We start from the raw sequence: 16,880 nt of genomic DNA on the forward strand, positions 1-16,880 counted from the left end.
CTGCGGCTTTGCGACAACGACAGACGCATGACAGAAGAGCCGGGCGCCAAAGCCGCCCGGTTGGTGCAGAACGAAGCACGTTTCTGTTGTAGTCCGTGATTGTGCCCGCATTTGATGCAGTTCGCTCGAATGCGGGCATTTTTGTTAGCAAGGAATTCAATCTTTGCGTGAGATGATCGAGGCTGATCAATCCAGATCGAGGTTTGACATGCCCTACAAGGACAGTGTTCAGCGCACGGCAGTGCGCACGCAGACGAAGATTACCGGGACAGTCACCGTCAAGACTGGCGCGAGCAACGGCATCGTCACGGATCTTTCCGCCGAAGGGATCTGCTTTCAGCTCTATTTCGACATCAATGCACGAACCGGACAGGAAGTGACGATCCGCAGCGAAGAGCTCGGATTCCTGACCGGAATGGTGCGCTGGTATCGCGGCGACAAGATCGGCATCAAGCTCAATCTCTCGTCGAACACCGCCGCCCAGATTTCCTCCTACTACAAGCATTTCAAGTAGGTCGAGCGATCCTTGCGCGAGAAAGGGCCAGCCTTCCGTGGGCTGGCCCTTTGTTGTTAACGCGCCCGGCTGCGAACTTGCGGCTCGACCATCTTGCGATACATGTGCCACGTCGCATGACCGAGGATCGGCATGATCACTGCGAGGCCGACAAAGACCGGGATTGAGCCGATCAGGAGGCCAGCCGCAACGATCAGGCCCCAGAAGGCAACCGGGATGGGGTTGACGAGGGTTGCGCGGATCGAAGTCTCGACGGCAGCCACGGCGCCGACGTCGCGATCGATCAGCATCGGGAACGACACGACGCTGATCGACAGCACGATGACGGCAAAGACGAACCCGACGGCGTTGCCGACCAGGATCAGATTCCAGCCCTGTTCGGTGCTGACGATGCCGTTCCAGAAGGCTGCGAGCGATGCCGGCGGTTCGGCACCGAAGATCCTGACATAGAGCGCTTGTGCGACCAGCAGCCAGGCGATGAAGATGACAAAAAGCATCGCCGCGACGGCGATGATGGATGGCAGCGCCGGAGAACGATGCAGACGCAAAGCATGAGGCCAGGACGTGTCCATGCCGAGTTCGCGCCGCCTGCTGATTTCATAGAGCCCGATCGCGGCGACCGGCCCGATGAGGGCAAAGCCCGACGCAAGCGGATAGAGCAGCGGCAGCATGTTAGCACCCGCGCTCCATGTCATGAGCACGGCGCCGGCGATGGGGTAGATCAAGCAGAGAAAAACATAGTGAGACGGCTTTTCGCGAAAGTCGTTGAACCCGAGGCGCAACGCGTCCATCACGTCCGCCACGCCGATCTTTCTTATTCCGGGATGGGCGACATTGGCGTCCGCTCCCGACAGAACATGGAATGTTGTCATGGCTCACACTCCTCAACCACCACAGGGCGGCCACGGACCAGCGACAACGGCAAAACTCGAGCCGCATCGACCGCGACCTGCATTGTCGATTATACATAAAATGCAGCCTCTGTCGCCTACGCCTTGACTTCGACGATTTTCGACGCCACATCGCGGCCATTATGAAACTTTCCGACGCCCATATCCTGATCGTTCCCGGTTACACCAACTCTGGCCCTGACCATTGGCAGTCCCGCTGGGAGCGAAAAATGTCCACCGCACGCCGCGTCGAGCAGGCCGAGTGGGCAAAGCCCGTCCGCGAGGATTGGGTGGCGCGAATGGTCGAAGAGGTCAATGCCGCCGAGAAGCCGGTGGTCATCGTCGCCCATTCGCTCGGCGTCGCCACTGCGGTTCACGCCCTGCCCCACATCGAGAAAAAGATCGCCGGCGCCTTCCTGGTGGCTCCGCCTGACGTGGCGAATGCCGGGATCCGGCCGAAGCACCTGATGACCTTCGGCCCCTACCCGCGCGATCCGTTGCCTTTCCCGTCGCTGATGGTCGCAAGTCGCAACGATCCGTTCGGTTCCTATGAGCATGCGGACGATATCGCCAAGTCCTGGGGTTCGCTGTTGGTCGATGCGGGAGAATCCGGCCATCTCAACACCGAGTCAGGCCACGGTCCCTGGCCGGAAGGCACGATGGTCTTTGCGCAGTTCCTCAGCCGTCTTCAGCCCTGATCCTTACTGCGAATAAGACGACTCGGCATTAATCCGAAGTTCATGGTCCGCGATCATGATCTGCCGGCAACAATGCTGGATCGTGGGACACGTGACCGGACCGAAAGATCCCATCAAGGGCGAACGCCGCGTGCCGGCGAAGCCGAAAACTGTGACACAGTCGGCGCTGGACCAGCTGCCGATGGCGGTACTCGTCGTCGACGAAAAAGGGGAAATCGTTTCCGCGAACCCCTATCTCCGTGACATTCTGCGCCTGCCGCTCTCAGAGTTGCTCAACCGGCATGTGCATGACCTCGTTCATGCCGACGACCATCACCTGTTGGCCTCAGCGGCGATGTCGCAAGCGTCCGCGTCCGCCCAGACAATCCGCTTGCATGGCGCAGACGACACCGTTTCGGTGGTCTGCACGTCTTCTGCAGTTGCAAACAACCGTTTGCTGCTGATGCTCCCGGTCGACCACCTGATCGGCGAGATTGCCGGGCTTCGCAACGACGAGACGCGCTGGAAATATGCGCTGGAGAGTGCGCTCGAAGGCGTCTGGGACCACGATTTTTCGACCGGAAACCTTTTCTATTCCGCGACATGGAAGCGTCTTCGCGGCATGGCGGAAGATGCCGTCGTCGACGGCTCGCTCGATATGTGGATCGAGAACGTGCATCCGGACGACCGAGCCCACGTCCTGGCGTCGATCGAGCGACAGGACACCGGGCAGGTTACCTACAACACCTTCCAGTACCGCGAACGCCATGCGGACGGTCACTGGGTGTGGATCGAAAGCCGAGGCGCGTCCGTCGCATACGGGCCTGACGGCAAGCCCAGTCGCATCATCGGCACCGATACGGATATTACCCCTCGAAAGGAGGCCGAAGCGCGGCTCGAGGAAATCTCGCGGCGCCTGCGGCTTGCACTCGACGTCTCGAAAATCGGCGTGTTCGACCACAATCTCGAAACCCAGGAGACCATCTGGGATGAACGTATCCTGGCCATCTACGGCCTCAATCCTGATGACGGCGCACCGAGCGGCCGCAGCTGGGAGGATATGCTGCATCCCGACGACCGCGAAATGGCGATCGCCCGCGTCAACCACGGGGTCGCGGCGGGGGCGCCCTTCACCAATGCGTTCCGCATCATCCTGGCGAATGGTGAAATCCGGCACATCCGTGCCAACACGGCATTTTACGTCGACCGTGACGGCACCCGCAAACTGATTGGGGCCAATTGGGACGTGACCGAAGACATCGCGCTGCAGGAGGAACTGCGCAAGGCCAAGGCGGCAACCGAGGCCCGCAACCGCGAGTTAGAGGAAGCGCGCATCCGCATCGAATACAACGCACTGCATGATTACCTGACGGATCTGCCGAACCGGCGTTATCTCGACCAGATTCTGGCTGACGACCCGACGCTCAACGCCATCCTTCATCTCGACCTCGATCGTTTCAAGCAGATCAACGACACACTGGGGCATCAGGCCGGCGATGCGATGTTGACCCATGCGGCCGCGATCCTGCGGTCTCATGCCGACCAGGACGATTTCATCGCCCGCATCGGCGGCGACGAATTCGTCATTCTTTGCCGGCGCGGCCGCAGCCTCGACGAGCTCGGCGATCTCGCTGCCCGCATCGTACACGCCTTCCGGCGACCCATCCCCTATGACGGCCAGCTTTGCCGGCTTGGCGCCAGCATCGGCATCGCCTGGAGGGGCGAGAGCGACACGGATCCCAAACAATTGCTGATGAATGCCGATATCGCGCTTTATCGAGCCAAGAGCCTCGGGCGCGATCGATTCGAGGCGTTCTCCGAGCAGATCCAGAACCAGATCCTCAGCGCCAAGCGAACCGGCGACGATATCCGCCAGGCGATCGAGGAAGGGCAGTTCGTGCCCTACTACCAGCCGCAATTCGACGCCCGCTCACTGGAGCTTACCGGCGTCGAGACGCTGGTGCGATGGGACCATCCAGAGCGCGGCATCCTCGCTCCGATCCATTTCCTGAAGGTCGCCGAAGAGATCAACGCCCTGCCCGCGATCGACAAGAACATCGTCGAGATGGCCTATGCCGATTTTGAAGCCTGGCGCCGGGCCGGTCTGGTGGTGCCGAAGATTTCGGTCAACGTCTCCTCGCGGCGGCTGCGTGACCAGAGCCTGATCTCCGACCTTCGCGCCATGCGCATTCCGCCCGGCGTCATGTCGTTCGAACTGCTGGAATCCATCTTCCTCGACGATCTCGAGGACGAGATTGCCGAGACGATCGCCGCGTTGAACGCGCTCGGCATCGAGGTCGAGATCGACGACTTCGGCACCGGTCACGCCTCGATCATCGGCCTGCTTAACCTCAACCCTGCCCGCCTGAAGATCGACCGGGCGCTGGTGGGACCGATCACCGAAGGCGCCAAACAAGCCAAACTCGTCCGTGCCATCATCGACATCGGCCATTCGCTCAACATCAAGGTGGTGGCGGAGGGGGTCGAGACCTGGGAGCATGCGGCGATACTGAGGGATCTCGGCTGCGACATTCTGCAGGGCTACGCGCTGGCAAAGCCGATGAGCCGTCAGGATTTCGAAGATCGTCTCAAAAGCGGCTGGAAACCCTCGCCGCAGGGCGATGCGACGGCGCAGAAGCGGCCGCGCATGAGGGCCGCAAAATAAAAAAGCCGCCCGGCCTTTCGGCGGAGCGGCGATGTCAGGGGCTTTTGTCTGCCCGAAATTACTTGTTCTGGATCTGCTCGATCGCTTCACCCAGAAGCTCGAGCATGCGCACGCGGATCTGCTCCTCGGTCTGCGCCACGCCGGCTGCGTCGAAGTCTGCCTTGATCTTGCGCACGACGTCCTCGTGGCCGGCTTCCTCGAAATCAGCGGCGACGACTTCCTTGGCGTAGGCTTCCGCATCGGACTTACCGAGCAATCCGGCAGCCCAGAGGCCGAGCAGCTTGTTGCGGCGTGCTTCCGACTTGAATCTCAGTTCCTCGTCCAGCGCAAACTTCGCTTCGAAGGCCTTTTCGCGATCCTGCATACCAGTCATCAATTGATCTCCCGTGAGAATTTCATGCCGTAAAGAGTTATGGCCATAAACCAAAACAGTGGTCAAAGTGCAATGCGAAGTTTTCTTGTTTGGCGACTTTCGTGGTACCGTAAGTGTGTCGCGGATAAGCGCGCAGCGGTTTTGAGATAACCGCATGCGACAAAGCAAGGATCTAGGGCGCGAGGAGCGAATCTGGAAGGTCGTGACACGCTTTAGGTAAATCAGGGGATCGGAAGATGCACCGATTGTTAAATCTGTTCATTTCAGCTATGGACCCCCGGAGAAGACTCCACTAGCGCGACCCAAGAGCGCCAACAACCACAGAGACAACATCCATGAATCGTCGCCGCCGTATCTACGAGGGCAAGGCAAAGATCCTTTATGAGGGTCCCGAGCCGGGCACGCTGATCCAGTTTTTCAAGGACGACGCGACCGCCTTCAATAAGAAAAAGCATGACGTCATCGACGGCAAGGGTGTGCTGAACAACCGGATTTCCGAGTATATCTTCACGCATCTGAACCGTATCGGCATTCCGACGCACTTCATCCGCCGTCTCAACATGCGCGAGCAGTTGATCAAGGAAGTCGAGATCATCCCGCTTGAGATCGTTGTGCGCAATGTTGCTGCCGGATCGTTGGCTAAGCGTCTCGGTATCGAGGAAGGCACCGTCCTTCCCCGCTCGATCATCGAGTTCTATTACAAGGCCGATGCGCTCGACGACCCGATGGTCTCCGAAGAACACATCACCGCATTCGGCTGGGCAAGCCCGCAGGAACTCGATGACGTCATGGCGCTGGCCATCCGCATCAACGACTTCCTGACCGGCCTGTTCCTCGGCGTCGGCATCCAGCTCGTCGATTTCAAGATCGAGTGTGGCCGGCTGTTCGAAGGCGACATGATGCGCATCATCCTGGCGGATGAAATCTCGCCGGACAGCTGCCGTCTGTGGGACATCGAGACCAAGGAAAAGCTCGACAAGGACCGCTTCCGCCGCGATCTGGGTGGTCTTGTTGAAGCCTACCAGGAAGTGGCCCGCCGTCTCGGCATCATGAACGAGAACGAGCCTGTGCGTGGCACCGGCCCGGTTCTGGTCAAGTAATTCTGATCAAGTTAGTTCGGGGAAATCGAAAGTGATCAAGGCACGTGTAACCGTGACGCTGAAGAATGGCGTTCTCGATCCGCAGGGCAAGGCAATCGAAGGCGCACTCGGGGCGCTCGGATTCGACGGCATCGGCCAGGTCCGCCAGGGCAAGGTGTTCGATCTGCAGATCGAGACCGCCGACAAGGCCAAGGCCGAAGCCGACCTCAAGGCGATGTGCGAAAAGCTGCTCGCCAACACGGTGATCGAAAACTACAGCATCTCTTTCGCCTAACGGTGGAGAACGCTGCGGATCGCTCAATGTGTGGCTTGGTTGATCTCTGAGTTTTGAGCGGGCCGTCGTGGGCCGCTCAAGTAGATCGGGCCAAGCCCCATTTGATGGGAATGTTGCCTCCGCGGCTCGATAGTTTCGAAGTAGCAGGATGCGTATTGCATCGTATATCGGCCCAATCGCGTAGAATTGCGCTTTGGCCGCATCGGAAACCGCCTCGAATTGCATGAGCTTCAAGAGGCGCAGGCAGGGTTTGAACCGCACCATGAAGTCAGCCGTCGTCCAGCTTCCAGGCCTCAACCGCGATCGTGACATGATCGCTGCCCTCACCAAAATCTCCGGCAAGGCGCCCGTGACCGTCTGGCAGACGGAAACGGAACTTCCCGATGTCGACCTGATCGTCATCCCCGGCGGCTTCTCCTACGGTGATTATCTGCGCTGCGGCGCGATTGCCGCGCGCATGCCGGTCATGCAGGCGATCAAGGCCAAGGCCGAACAGGGCGTCAAGGTTCTCGGCGTTTGCAACGGCTTCCAGATCCTGGTCGAGGCCGGTCTGCTGCCGGGCGCACTGATGCGCAATGCCTCGCTCAAGTTCGTCTGCCGCGAGGTCAAGCTCGAAGTCGTCAACGCCGATACCGATTTCACCCGCGCCTATGCAAAGGGTCAGATCATCCGCAGCCCGGTCGCCCACCACGACGGCAACTATTTTGCCGACGCCGAGACGCTGAAGTCGATCGAAGGCAACGGCCAGGTCGTCTTCCGCTACGCCGAAGGCACCAATCCGAACGGTTCGATGGGCGATATTGCCGGTGTGATGAACAAGGCCGGCAACGTGCTCGGCATGATGCCGCACCCGGAGAACCTGATCGAGGCGGCCCATGGCGGCTCCGACGGTCGCGGTATCTTCGCTTCGGCTCTCGAAGTAATCGCAGCTTAACCCTGCCGCTGATAGAAGGCATCCGACCATCCCCTTAACGCAAGCGAGACCGTCGATGCCTTCACTCTTCACCGGACGCCTGATCGGCCCTGCTTGCGCGGCTTTCGCCGCAGCGTTTTTGGCGTCTTGCCAGTCGCCGCGCCCGCCGGCGCCGACCGCAAACTCGGCAGCGCTGCCGACGATGGAACGCGTCGCACTCGGCGCCAACAGCTGCTGGTTCAAGTCAGGCGATGCGGCCTTCAAGAACTACCGGCTCGCGCCTGAACTCAACTCGTTCTCGGGCCGTCCCCGCATCCTGATCGTGCCGCGCAAGTCACCCGAAGCTCGGCCCTTGGCCGTTGTTCAGGCGGAAGGTCAGCCAGCGCGGCTGCAGGCATTCGGGCCTCTCATGAGTGAACCTGTCGGCACGCGCATGAGCGCGGATATCCGCCGTTGGGCCGCCGGCGGCCAGGGCTGCAAGTAATCAGAGTACTGATACAACGGGCGCTGCAGGTTTGATATCTGCGGCGCCCATTTGTTTGCGTGCTTAGATTGCCGAGAGTTTGCCGCGGATCATCTCGGAAAAAGCCCTACCGCCAGAACGGCACCGACGATTCCCGCCGTGCATCCCTCTCGTTGACACCGATATCGCTGAGTTGCCAGTCGCTCATCTCTTCAAGAGCGATGCGGCTGCGCCTTTTGGCGGCGAGAAGGCAATAGAGCCGCCAGAGGTGCTGAAGCGTGTTCTTTGCACGGCCAGAGAATTCGACGTCAAATCCGGCCCTGCGGCGCGCGCGCGGGGCCTCGTCTACGGTTGACGAGCAAATTGTATCAATTGCACTCATTGTACGTTCCAATGCATCGATTGACATCATTGCATTGGTGATAATTGACATAATTCGCGGTGTAATCTAGATAATTGTCACTATGACAAATTGGCTCCCGGACATTCAGCAGGGTCATGGTCCGCTTTATGCGCGGATCGCCGACCAGATCGAACAGGCAATCGGCGACGGCGCCCTGCCCGTTGGCGCAAAATTGCCGCCGCAGCGCAACCTCGCCTATGACATTGGTGTCACCATTGGCACCATCGGACGCGCCTACAATATGGTGCGTGAACGTGGGCTCGTCAGCGGTGAGGTCGGGCGCGGAACCTATGTGCTCGATCACCAGGAGAGCCGCCCGCCGGAGCAGGCTGACCCGCTGACCACGTCCTTGGCCGGCACTCGGCCGCTGATTGCGCCCGCTGGCAAGTTGCGCTTTGACAGCACCGCAGCGCCGGATATCGGCCAAGGCTTTGTCCTCAGCGAACTCTTGAGCGAAATCAGCCGCGATCACCACGCAGACATAGCCAGCTACGCCCGCAACTTCCCGGATCACTGGTTCGAGGCTGGGTGCCAATGGCTGGCGCGCGGCGGCTTTCGCCCCTCGCCGGAAACGATTGTCCCGACATTGGGCGCGCACGCCGCTGTCATTGCGGTGATTGCGGCAGTCACCTCGCCCGGTGACCGCATTGCCTTCGAGACCTTGACCTATTCCCAGGTCAGCCGCAGCGCCGGCCTGATCGGGCGGCGCACGACGCTGATGGAATCGGATGAGTTCGGCCTGATCCCAGAGGATTTCGAGCGGGTCTGCGCACAGCAGCATCCCAAGCTCGCCTTCCTGATGCCCAGTGCCCAGAACCCGACGGTGGCCGTCATGCCGCTAGCCCGGCGGCAGGCAATTGCCGACATCGCCCGCAAGTATGGCGTCTGGCTGGTCGAGGACGATCTTTATGGGGCCATGACCGGCGATCCAACGCCGCCCTTGGCTGAGTTGGCGCCGGAGCGGACGTTCCTTGTCGGTGGTCTCTCGAAATCTGTTGCCGCCGGTGTTCGCGGCGGCTGGGTTGCCTGCCCGCCGCATTTCAGCCAGCGCATCCGCATCGCGCACAAGATGGTCAGCGGCGGGCTGCCGTTCATCCTGGCGGAGCTTTGCGCCCGCCTCGTCCTTTCCGGTTCGGCTAACATTCTGCGCGCCAAGGGCATCGAAGAGATAAGGGCGCGCGAGGCGATCGCCCGCGAAGTGTTCGATGGCATCGACTTCAGCTCGCACCCAAGCGTTCCCTTCCTCTGGATGAAGCTGCCGGAACCGTGGCTCTCCGGCACGTTCAAGCAGGCGGCCCTGCAGGAAGGCGTGCTCGTCGACGACGAGGACGAGTTCAAGGCCGGTCGCGCGGATCGCGTATTTCACCGCATCCGTATCGGCTTCTCCTCTCCTGCCGATCGCGCCGAAGTGCGCCGTGGCTTCCAGACATTGAGGCGTCTGCTCGACAGCGGGCGGGCGGGCTACGATAGTTTCGAGTGATAACCCGATCTACTGGGTGACTTTCGCGCAAGGCTGAGCATCATGTGTTTTAGCAGTTTTGCGTAGATCGATTCGCTTCGGGAACTCGGCATGCCATCATTGCTTTTGGGCTCATCGCTCTGCCTCACGACATCGTCGCTCTTTCTCGTCGCTCTTTCTCGTCGCTCTTTCTCGTCGGTCTGTTATCGCCAGCTCCGGCCATTGCCGGCGACGGCAGCTTCGATGAGATGCGCTTCGCAGCGACCGCCTCGATCAGCAACGGCGATAAGCGCGAAGACGGGGTCTTTCCCTCTATCACCGTCTTCCTTGATCCGCTCGACGCGGACAGTGCCAAGGATCTTGGCGAAAAGCTGCTGCGACCCCGCATCCATGCGGGGGCTGCCGTCGCAACGTCCTCCGAAGGAGCCAACCAAGTCTATGGCGGTTTGAGCTGGACCTTCGATGTGACGAAGCGCTTCTTCGTCGAGCTTGGCGCTGGCGGAACCGTGCATGACGGCGATCTCAAAGCCGACGGCACATCCGGACCGAAGCTCGGCTGCCGCCTGCTCTTTCGCGAATACGCCGCGGCCGGCGTCAGATTCGACGATCATTGGAACCTGTCGGCGACGGTGGAGCATGCCTCGCACGCCGAACTTTGTGATGGTCCCAACGACGGCTTGACCCGGGCCGGCCTCGCGCTCGGCTACACGTTCTGACGGGTAAGCGTCGGCGAGGCGCATGGGCGCCTCGAAAAACGCCGCAACCGCTGTTGATCGCCCGTATTTTTCTGTCGCGCCGCGCCGCAGCATACGCTAAAGAAGCCGCAAAGCGCCCCCTGTGTCTGTTGCGGTTCGCACGCGCCATATCCCGTGGAAGGATTGCGCGCCGCCCGAAGGATTTGACGGTCGACGATGACGATTTCCAACACCCGCCCCATCACCCCGGAACTCATCGCCTCGCACGGGCTCAAGCCCGACGAATACGAGCGCATTCTCGGCCTGATCGGTCGCGAGCCGACCTTCACCGAGCTCGGCATCTTCTCGGCGATGTGGAACGAGCACTGCTCCTACAAGTCTTCGAAGAAGTGGCTGCGCACGCTGCCGACCAAGGGCCCGCGCGTCATCCAGGGTCCGGGCGAAAATGCCGGCGTTGTCGACATCGATGACGGCGACTGCGTCGTCTTCAAGATGGAGAGCCACAACCACCCGTCCTACATCGAGCCTTACCAGGGGGCCGCGACCGGCGTCGGCGGCATCCTGCGCGACGTCTTCACCATGGGCGCCCGCCCGGTCGCAGCGATGAACGCCCTGCGCTTCGGCGCGCCGGACCATCCGAAGACCCGCCACCTCGTTTCCGGCGTCGTTGCCGGCGTCGGCGGCTACGGCAATTCCTTCGGTGTTCCGACTGTTGGTGGCGAAGTCGAGTTCGACGCGCGCTACAACGGCAACATCCTCGTCAACGCCTTTGCCGCCGGCCTCGCCAAGAGCGATGCGATCTTCTACTCCAAGGCCGAAGGTGTGGGCCTGCCCGTCGTCTACCTTGGTGCCAAGACCGGCCGCGACGGCGTCGGCGGCGCGACCATGGCATCGGCCGAGTTCGACGAATCGATCGAGGAAAAGCGCCCGACCGTGCAGGTTGGCGACCCCTTCACCGAAAAGTGCCTGCTGGAAGCCTGCCTTGAGCTGATGCAGACCGGCGCCGTCATCGCCATCCAGGACATGGGTGCCGCCGGCCTTACCTGCTCGGCCGTCGAAATGGGCGCCAAGGGCGACCTCGGCATCGAGCTCAACCTCGACACCGTGCCGGTGCGCGAAGAGCGCATGACGGCCTACGAGATGATGCTGTCCGAGAGCCAGGAGCGCATGCTCATGGTGCTGGAGCCGGCAAAGGAAGAAGTCGCCAAGGCGATCTTCGTCAAGTGGGGCCTCGACTTCGCCATCGTCGGCAAGACCACCGACGACCTGCGCTTCCGCATCCTGCATCAGGGTGAAGAGGTCGCGAACCTGCCGATCAAGGAGCTGGGCGACGAAGCGCCGGAGTATGACCGTCCCTGGACGCCGGCCAAGGTCCCGACAGCACTTGCGACCAACGACATCCCGCAGACGGATGTCGCCGACGCGCTGGTGCAGTTGGTCGGTTCGGCCAACAATTCTTCGCGCCGCTGGGTCTACGAGCAGTACGATACGCTGATCCAGGGCAACTCGCTGCAGCTGCCGGGGGGTGACGCTGGCGTCGTGCGCGTCGAGGGCCACCAGACGAAGGCGCTCGCCTTCTCCTCCGACGTGACGCCGCGTTATGTCGAGGCGGATCCGTTCGAAGGTGGCAAGCAGGCGGTTGCTGAATGCTGGCGCAACCTGACGGCAACCGGCGCGCTGCCGCTGGCGGCCACCGACAACCTCAACTTCGGCAATCCGGAGCGCCCCGAAATCATGAGCCAGCTGGTTCATGCCATCAAGGGCATCGGCGAGGCCTGCACGGCGCTCGATTTCCCGATCGTTTCCGGCAACGTATCGCTCTACAACGAGACCAACGGCCAGGGCATCCTGCCGACCCCGACCATCGGCGGCGTCGGCCTGATCAAGGACTGGTCGAAGATGGCGCGCATCCGTTTTGCCGCTGCCGGCGAAACGATCCTGCTTGCCGGTGCGCCCGAGGGCCTCGGTTCGCATATCGCCCAGTCGGTCTATATGCGCGACGTCCATGGCCGTACCGACGGTCCGGCGCCGCATGTCGATCTGGCTCACGAGCGCAAGGTGGGTGACTTCGTCCGCAGCCTGATCGTCGACGGTTTGGTGACATCGGTTCACGACTGCTCGTCCGGCGGTCTGGCCCTCGCCGTTGCCGAAATGGCGATGGCGTCCGATATCGGCGCAACGGTCGATGCGGTCGAAGGTCATGATCCGATTGCTGTTTTCTACGGCGAAGACCAGGGCCGCTACGTGCTGACGGTCGCCGACGCCAACGTCGCCGCCGTTCGGGCCCGCGCGGAAAAGGCCGGCGTTGCTCTTCCCGAAATTGGCAAGACAGGCGGTGATGCCGTCAAGCTCGGCGCTGCTCGCGCCGTGGCAATTCAGCAATTGCGCTCCGCCCATGAATCGTGGTTCCCTGACTTCATGGACGGCTCCAGCAACGCTGCTGCCGCCGCAGAATAATAAAGGGAGTAGGCGTATCATGCCCATGGCACCAGGCGACATCGAAGACATGATCAAGGCAGGAATTCCCGGCGCCAAGGTCACGATCCGCGATCTGGCCGGTGACGGCGACCATTATGCCGCCGAAGTCGTGGCCGAAGCGTTTCGCGGCAAGACCCGCGTGCAGCAGCACCAGATGGTCTATAACGCGCTGAAGGGCAACATGGGCGGTGTTCTGCACGCGCTCGCCCTTCAGACCAGCGCGCCGGAGTAAGCTTGAGATGGCCGACCTGATCAAGGAACTGGTCAGTGGCGTCGTCGACAGCGCGCTGAAGGAAATCCTGAAGAAGACCGGCGTCAAGCGGACCGCGACGAAACGGACCAAGCGCCGGACGCGCAAGGCTGCGTCGGGCGGCATTCTCGGCGATATCCTGGAAGCCGCCATCGGCAAGCCGGCCAAGAAGCAGGTGAGCCGGCGGCGAACCGCCAGCGCACGCAGCAAGACACGCAGACGCTCGGCCTGATGAGTTGTATTAAAACCACATCTTGAGGCCCATCAATATTTGTTGCACTTGGGTGGTGAAAATCACCGATATGCATGCTATCTAAGGCCAAACGGATATCCGGTCCTTGAAACCGGCGCAGGAAGGATGAAAAGATGAGCGGAATTCACGAATTCATCGCGAACGAAGTCAAGACCAACGATGTGGTGCTCTTCATGAAGGGCACGCCGCAGTTCCCCCAGTGTGGCTTCTCCGGTCAGGTGGTTCAGATTCTCGATTACATCGGCGTCGACTACAAGGGCATCAATGTCCTTGCCGACGCGGATCTGCGCCAGGGCATCAAGGATTACTCGAGCTGGCCGACCATCCCGCAGCTTTATGTAAAGGGTGAATTCCTCGGCGGTTGCGACATTGTCCGCGAAATGTTCCAGGCTGGCGAACTCCAGTCACACCTGCAGGAACAGGGAATTTCGGTCAAGGGTGCTGCCGCCTAAGTCAGGCCGCCAACTCCGATCTTGTCGGAAAAGGCGGGCGACCGCCTTTTTTGATTCCGGAGATAGATCCGGATCATCTAATTTTCGTTGTTCTTTTCTAGGTTGAACGCACTCTCGTTCTGTCATGTAGCGGTCGCGATAACTCGGCATAAGCAGCTTGAAAGGGCGTTTGCCCGTCCCACGCTCCGGCTTGGCCCGGCTGCCGTCGTCGAAAGTCCCTTTCGCTTCACATCGGATGCCGCTTGCACCGCTTTGCCGGACCGGGCCCGTCCCCTCAAACGACACTCGACATGCCGACCGGCATTTTGCCAGCCGACGTCGCCTCTTTCCGGAACAAACTCCGGTCTTGACCTATTTCGGTTGCGCCCGGCGCGCCGCAAGGATTTTGCCTATGACGAGCACGACAGACGAAGCGGCCGCTCCCGGCCTGAGCAAATTTCAGTTCATCGCGTTGATGGCGATGTTGATGGCCGTCAATGCGATCTCGATCGACATCATGCTACCGGGCCTGCAGCAGATCGGCGCCAGCCTCGGCGTGACCGACGAAAACCATCGGCAGTATGTCATCACCGCCTATCTCATCGGCATGGGTGTGGCACAGCTGTTCTTCGGCCCGTTGTCGGATCGCTTCGGCCGCAAGGCACCGCTGCTTGCCGGCCTCGGCATCTACGGTCTCTGTGCGGTCGCCATCGCCATCGTGCCGACCTTCAGCGCCCTGCTTGCTCTTCGCTTCGTCCAGGGCATCGGCGCAGCTGCCACCCGCGTCATCACCGTTTCGATCGTTCGCGACGTCTATGGTGGTCGGCGCATGGCCGAGGTGATGTCGCTGATCATGATGGTGTTCATGATCGTGCCGGTCGTCGCACCGAGCATCGGGCAGCTGATCATGATCTTTGCCGAGTGGCACATGATCTTCGTCGTCATAGCGGTCTTTGCCTTTACGATGGCCACGCTCGTCGTGTTCCGGCTTCAGGAGACGCTGAACCCGGATCATCGTCGCGCGTTCACGCCTTCGGTTATCCTCAGCGGCTTCAAGATCGTTCTGACCAACCGGTTGTCGCTTTTCTATACGCTGGCGACATCGGTCATCCTTGGTGCTCTCTTCGGCTTCATCAACTCGGCGCAGCAGATCTTTGTCGGGGTCTATGGGCTTGGATTGTGGTTTCCGGTCGTATTTGCGGCATTTGCCGGCATGATGGCGGTGGCGTCCTTCACCAACTCGCAGCTCGTGCGGCGTTTCGGCATGCGGGCGCTGTCGCACTCCGCTCTGCTCGGATTCATGTTCGCCAGCTTCCTCTGGATGGCGGCGTCGCTCTACGGGCCGGTGCCCTTCCCGCTCTTCGTGGTCCTCTATGGTGCTGCGATGTTCCAATTCGGGTTGATCGCGTCGAACTTCAACGCGATGGCGATGGAGCCGCTCGGCCATGTCGCCGGCACGGCCTCCTCGGTGCTTGGCTTTACGCAGACCATTGGCGGCGGCGTCATCGGCGCCTTCATCGGGCAGGCCTTCGACGGAACGACGACACCGCTGGCGACCGGCTATTTCACCGTCGCGGCGATCGCTGTCGTCTTCGTTCTGATCGCCGAACGCGGAAAGCTGTTCAAGGCACACAATCCGGCGGGCTGATTTGAGCCCGCCAGCAGTTACTCCTCCCAGATCCGCTCTTTACGGGTACGCACAATGACCACGATCACCACTCAATCAGACCATGTCGACGGGGTTTCAGGCGCCGCGCGCCTGAACATGGGCCTCCTCGAATTCATCATCACCATCGCCGTCATGACAGCGAGCGTGGCGATCGCCATCGACAGCATGCTGCCGGCATTGCCCAGCATCGGCCAGTCGTTGAACGTCGCCAACTCCAACGACACCCAGCTCGTCATCGGCGTCTTCTTCCTCGGCTTTGGCCTGTCGCAGATCTTCTTCGGCAGCCTTTCCGATACGTTCGGAAGGCGCGCCGTGTTGCTCGGTGGCCTTGCTTTCTTCACCGTGTCGATGTTTGCAGCCGCCCTCACCCAGAGCTTCGAAATGCTGCTCGTCCTGCGCTTCGTCCAGGGTATCGGGGCAGCTGCCGTGCGGATCACCACCATGGCGATCGTGCGCGACTGCTTCGGCGGCCGCGAGATGGCGCGGGTGATGTCCTACGTCATGATCGTCTTCATGGTCGTTCCGATCGTCGCGCCGTCGATCGGCCAGTTGGTCATTCTCTATGCGAACTGGCATTGGATCTTCATCCTAATCGGTATCATCGGCGCCATCCTCTTCGTTTGGGCGCTGACCCGCATGAAGGAGTCGCTGCCGAAGGAAGAGCGCCTGCCGCTGTCCGTCAAGTCGGTCGCATCCGGCTTCAAGACGGTGCTGACCAACCGCATCACCTGCGGTTACATGATCGGCATGACCATGTTCACCGCCGTCATCTGCGCTTACATCGTCACCGTCCAGCAGATCTTCGGCGAGGTATATGGCCTCGGTGAATGGCTCCCGATCGCTTTTGCCGGCACCGCCGGCGGCATTGCCGTTGCCAATTTCGCCAACGGCTTTTTCGTGCGCAGCTTCGGTATGCGCCGCATCTCGCACGTGTCGATGATCCTGTTCACGCTGATTTCCATCGTCGGCTTTGCGATGGCGCTTTCGGGCACGCCGGCCTTCGTCGTCAGCTATCTGATGTTCTCGGTGCTGTTGATGTTTTTCGCAGTCATCGCCACCAACTTCACGGCGATCAGCCTGGAGCCGATGGGACACCTCGCCGGCACCGCGACGGCGATCACCGGCTTCGTCTCGACGACAGGCGGCGCACTGATCGGCGGTGCTGTCGGCCAGCTGTTCAACGGCACGCTGCAGCCGCTGCTCGGGGGCTTTGCCCTCTTTGGTATCGTGACGATCCTGGCAACCCTTTGGGCCGAGAAGGGCAAGCTCTTCACCCATCCCGGCGACAAGGACGTCTCGCTCGACCATGGCGGCGGCCATATGTGATTATCTCCTGCCAACAAAAAGCCCGCCTGGAGCGATCCAGGCGGGCT

General features: G+C 61.1%; 18 protein-coding genes. 15 read left to right on the forward strand and 3 right to left on the reverse strand.

Going from position 1 to position 16,880, the window contains the following annotated elements; translation table 11 throughout:
- The first annotated feature begins 208 nt into the window (after nt 1–208).
- Nucleotides 209–514, forward strand: a complete 306-nt coding sequence (locus LPJGGPFB_RS11660) for a PilZ domain-containing protein (RefSeq protein WP_173420052.1) — start codon at nt 209–211, stop codon at nt 512–514.
- A 56-nt stretch (nt 515–570) separates the two neighbouring features.
- On the opposite strand, the gene LPJGGPFB_RS11665 is transcribed toward LPJGGPFB_RS11660, so the two are convergent.
- A complete protein-coding gene (locus LPJGGPFB_RS11665; RefSeq protein ID WP_173420053.1) occupies nt 571–1,386 on the reverse strand; it encodes a DUF2189 domain-containing protein in 816 nt (271 codons plus the stop codon).
- A 161-nt stretch (nt 1,387–1,547) separates the two neighbouring features.
- Here LPJGGPFB_RS11665 and LPJGGPFB_RS11670 point away from each other — a divergent pair, with 161 nt between their 5' ends.
- Together LPJGGPFB_RS11670 and LPJGGPFB_RS11675 are read left to right on the forward strand one after the other, a co-directional pair.
- Complete coding sequence (locus tag LPJGGPFB_RS11670; protein ID WP_173420054.1) at nt 1,548–2,102, forward strand: RBBP9/YdeN family alpha/beta hydrolase; 555 nt, start codon at nt 1,548–1,550, stop codon at nt 2,100–2,102.
- 91 nt (nt 2,103–2,193) lie between these two features.
- Nucleotides 2,194–4,746, forward strand: coding sequence for an EAL domain-containing protein (locus LPJGGPFB_RS11675; RefSeq protein WP_173420055.1), 2,553 nt, complete (start codon nt 2,194–2,196; stop codon nt 4,744–4,746).
- Nucleotides 4,747–4,804: 58 nt separating this feature from the next.
- Here the strand turns inward: LPJGGPFB_RS11675 and LPJGGPFB_RS11680 are convergent, their stop codons facing one another.
- Nucleotides 4,805–5,122 (reverse strand): DUF1476 domain-containing protein, encoded by a 318-nt coding sequence (locus LPJGGPFB_RS11680; RefSeq protein WP_173420056.1) that lies wholly within the window; start codon nt 5,120–5,122, stop codon nt 4,805–4,807.
- A 332-nt stretch (nt 5,123–5,454) separates the two neighbouring features.
- Between LPJGGPFB_RS11680 and purC the strand changes: the two genes are divergently transcribed.
- From purC to LPJGGPFB_RS11700, 4 genes are all read left to right on the forward strand, one after another.
- Nucleotides 5,455–6,219 carry a phosphoribosylaminoimidazolesuccinocarboxamide synthase gene (gene purC / locus LPJGGPFB_RS11685; RefSeq protein WP_025427151.1) on the forward strand — a complete coding sequence of 255 codons (765 nt, stop codon included), beginning with the start codon at nt 5,455–5,457 and terminating at the stop codon, nt 6,217–6,219.
- 31 nt (nt 6,220–6,250) lie between these two features.
- On the forward strand, nt 6,251–6,493 hold the full coding sequence (gene purS, locus LPJGGPFB_RS11690) for a phosphoribosylformylglycinamidine synthase subunit PurS (RefSeq protein ID WP_173420057.1): 243 nt from the start codon (nt 6,251–6,253) through the stop codon (nt 6,491–6,493).
- Between the two features lie 262 nt (nt 6,494–6,755).
- The gene (purQ, locus tag LPJGGPFB_RS11695) at nt 6,756–7,427 is read left to right on the forward strand and encodes a phosphoribosylformylglycinamidine synthase subunit PurQ (protein ID WP_173421022.1); all 672 of its coding nucleotides are present in this window, start codon (nt 6,756–6,758) and stop codon (nt 7,425–7,427) included.
- Between the two features lie 55 nt (nt 7,428–7,482).
- A complete protein-coding gene (locus tag LPJGGPFB_RS11700; protein WP_173420058.1) occupies nt 7,483–7,890 on the forward strand; it encodes a hypothetical protein in 408 nt (135 codons plus the stop codon).
- Between the two features lie 106 nt (nt 7,891–7,996).
- Here LPJGGPFB_RS11700 and LPJGGPFB_RS11705 read toward each other — a convergent pair whose 3' ends face one another.
- A complete protein-coding gene (locus LPJGGPFB_RS11705) occupies nt 7,997–8,251 on the reverse strand; it encodes a DUF1127 domain-containing protein (protein ID WP_173421023.1) in 255 nt (84 codons plus the stop codon).
- 82 nt (nt 8,252–8,333) lie between these two features.
- Between LPJGGPFB_RS11705 and LPJGGPFB_RS11710 the strand changes: the two genes are divergently transcribed.
- The 8 genes from LPJGGPFB_RS11710 to LPJGGPFB_RS11745 all read left to right on the forward strand — a co-directional run bounded on the left by LPJGGPFB_RS11710 (nt 8,334) and on the right by LPJGGPFB_RS11745 (nt 16,833).
- Entirely contained in the window at nt 8,334–9,752 is a 1,419-nt protein-coding gene (locus tag LPJGGPFB_RS11710) for an aminotransferase-like domain-containing protein (protein ID WP_173420059.1), read from the forward strand.
- Between the two features lie 179 nt (nt 9,753–9,931).
- Complete coding sequence (locus tag LPJGGPFB_RS11715; RefSeq protein ID WP_234902884.1) at nt 9,932–10,447, forward strand: acyloxyacyl hydrolase; 516 nt, start codon at nt 9,932–9,934, stop codon at nt 10,445–10,447.
- Between the two features lie 195 nt (nt 10,448–10,642).
- Nucleotides 10,643–12,883, forward strand: coding sequence for a phosphoribosylformylglycinamidine synthase subunit PurL (gene purL / locus LPJGGPFB_RS11720; RefSeq protein WP_173420061.1), 2,241 nt, complete (start codon nt 10,643–10,645; stop codon nt 12,881–12,883).
- A 19-nt stretch (nt 12,884–12,902) separates the two neighbouring features.
- Nucleotides 12,903–13,136 carry a BolA/IbaG family iron-sulfur metabolism protein gene (locus tag LPJGGPFB_RS11725; protein WP_053247510.1) on the forward strand — a complete coding sequence of 78 codons (234 nt, stop codon included), beginning with the start codon at nt 12,903–12,905 and terminating at the stop codon, nt 13,134–13,136.
- 7 nt (nt 13,137–13,143) lie between these two features.
- Nucleotides 13,144–13,386 (forward strand): hypothetical protein, encoded by a 243-nt coding sequence (locus LPJGGPFB_RS11730; RefSeq protein ID WP_173420062.1) that lies wholly within the window; start codon nt 13,144–13,146, stop codon nt 13,384–13,386.
- A gap of 134 nt (nt 13,387–13,520) precedes the next feature.
- Nucleotides 13,521–13,859 (forward strand): Grx4 family monothiol glutaredoxin, encoded by a 339-nt coding sequence (grxD, locus tag LPJGGPFB_RS11735; RefSeq protein WP_173420063.1) that lies wholly within the window; start codon nt 13,521–13,523, stop codon nt 13,857–13,859.
- A 391-nt stretch (nt 13,860–14,250) separates the two neighbouring features.
- The gene (locus LPJGGPFB_RS11740) at nt 14,251–15,486 is read left to right on the forward strand and encodes a multidrug effflux MFS transporter (protein ID WP_173420064.1); all 1,236 of its coding nucleotides are present in this window, start codon (nt 14,251–14,253) and stop codon (nt 15,484–15,486) included.
- Nucleotides 15,487–15,540: 54 nt separating this feature from the next.
- Nucleotides 15,541–16,833, forward strand: a complete 1,293-nt coding sequence (locus LPJGGPFB_RS11745) for a multidrug effflux MFS transporter (RefSeq protein WP_173420065.1) — start codon at nt 15,541–15,543, stop codon at nt 16,831–16,833.
- Nucleotides 16,834–16,880 lie beyond the last annotated feature (47 nt).

The sequence above is a fragment of the Ensifer adhaerens genome, assembly GCF_013283195.1.
GTDB classification, from domain to species: Bacteria; Pseudomonadota; Alphaproteobacteria; order Rhizobiales; family Rhizobiaceae; genus Ensifer; species Ensifer adhaerens_G.

Excerpts from the sequence above, each read along its gene's own strand:
- LPJGGPFB_RS11660 (WP_173420052.1), top strand. The coding sequence starts at position 209 with ATGCCCTACAAGGACAGTGTTCAGCGCACGGCAGTGCGCACGCAGACG.
- LPJGGPFB_RS11665 (WP_173420053.1), bottom strand. The coding sequence starts at position 1,386 with ATGACAACATTCCATGTTCTGTCGGGAGCGGACGCCAATGTCGCCCAT.
- LPJGGPFB_RS11670 (WP_173420054.1), top strand. The coding sequence starts at position 1,548 with ATGAAACTTTCCGACGCCCATATCCTGATCGTTCCCGGTTACACCAAC.
- purC (WP_025427151.1), top strand. The coding sequence starts at position 5,455 with ATGAATCGTCGCCGCCGTATCTACGAGGGCAAGGCAAAGATCCTTTAT.
- purQ (WP_173421022.1), top strand. The coding sequence starts at position 6,756 with ATGAAGTCAGCCGTCGTCCAGCTTCCAGGCCTCAACCGCGATCGTGAC.
- LPJGGPFB_RS11700 (WP_173420058.1), top strand. The coding sequence starts at position 7,483 with ATGCCTTCACTCTTCACCGGACGCCTGATCGGCCCTGCTTGCGCGGCT.
- LPJGGPFB_RS11705 (WP_173421023.1), bottom strand. The coding sequence starts at position 8,251 with ATGAGTGCAATTGATACAATTTGCTCGTCAACCGTAGACGAGGCCCCG.
- LPJGGPFB_RS11710 (WP_173420059.1), top strand. The coding sequence starts at position 8,334 with ATGACAAATTGGCTCCCGGACATTCAGCAGGGTCATGGTCCGCTTTAT.
- purL (WP_173420061.1), top strand. The coding sequence starts at position 10,643 with ATGACGATTTCCAACACCCGCCCCATCACCCCGGAACTCATCGCCTCG.
- LPJGGPFB_RS11725 (WP_053247510.1), top strand. The coding sequence starts at position 12,903 with ATGCCCATGGCACCAGGCGACATCGAAGACATGATCAAGGCAGGAATT.
- LPJGGPFB_RS11730 (WP_173420062.1), top strand. The coding sequence starts at position 13,144 with ATGGCCGACCTGATCAAGGAACTGGTCAGTGGCGTCGTCGACAGCGCG.
- grxD (WP_173420063.1), top strand. The coding sequence starts at position 13,521 with ATGAGCGGAATTCACGAATTCATCGCGAACGAAGTCAAGACCAACGAT.
- LPJGGPFB_RS11740 (WP_173420064.1), top strand. The coding sequence starts at position 14,251 with ATGACGAGCACGACAGACGAAGCGGCCGCTCCCGGCCTGAGCAAATTT.
- LPJGGPFB_RS11745 (WP_173420065.1), top strand. The coding sequence starts at position 15,541 with ATGACCACGATCACCACTCAATCAGACCATGTCGACGGGGTTTCAGGC.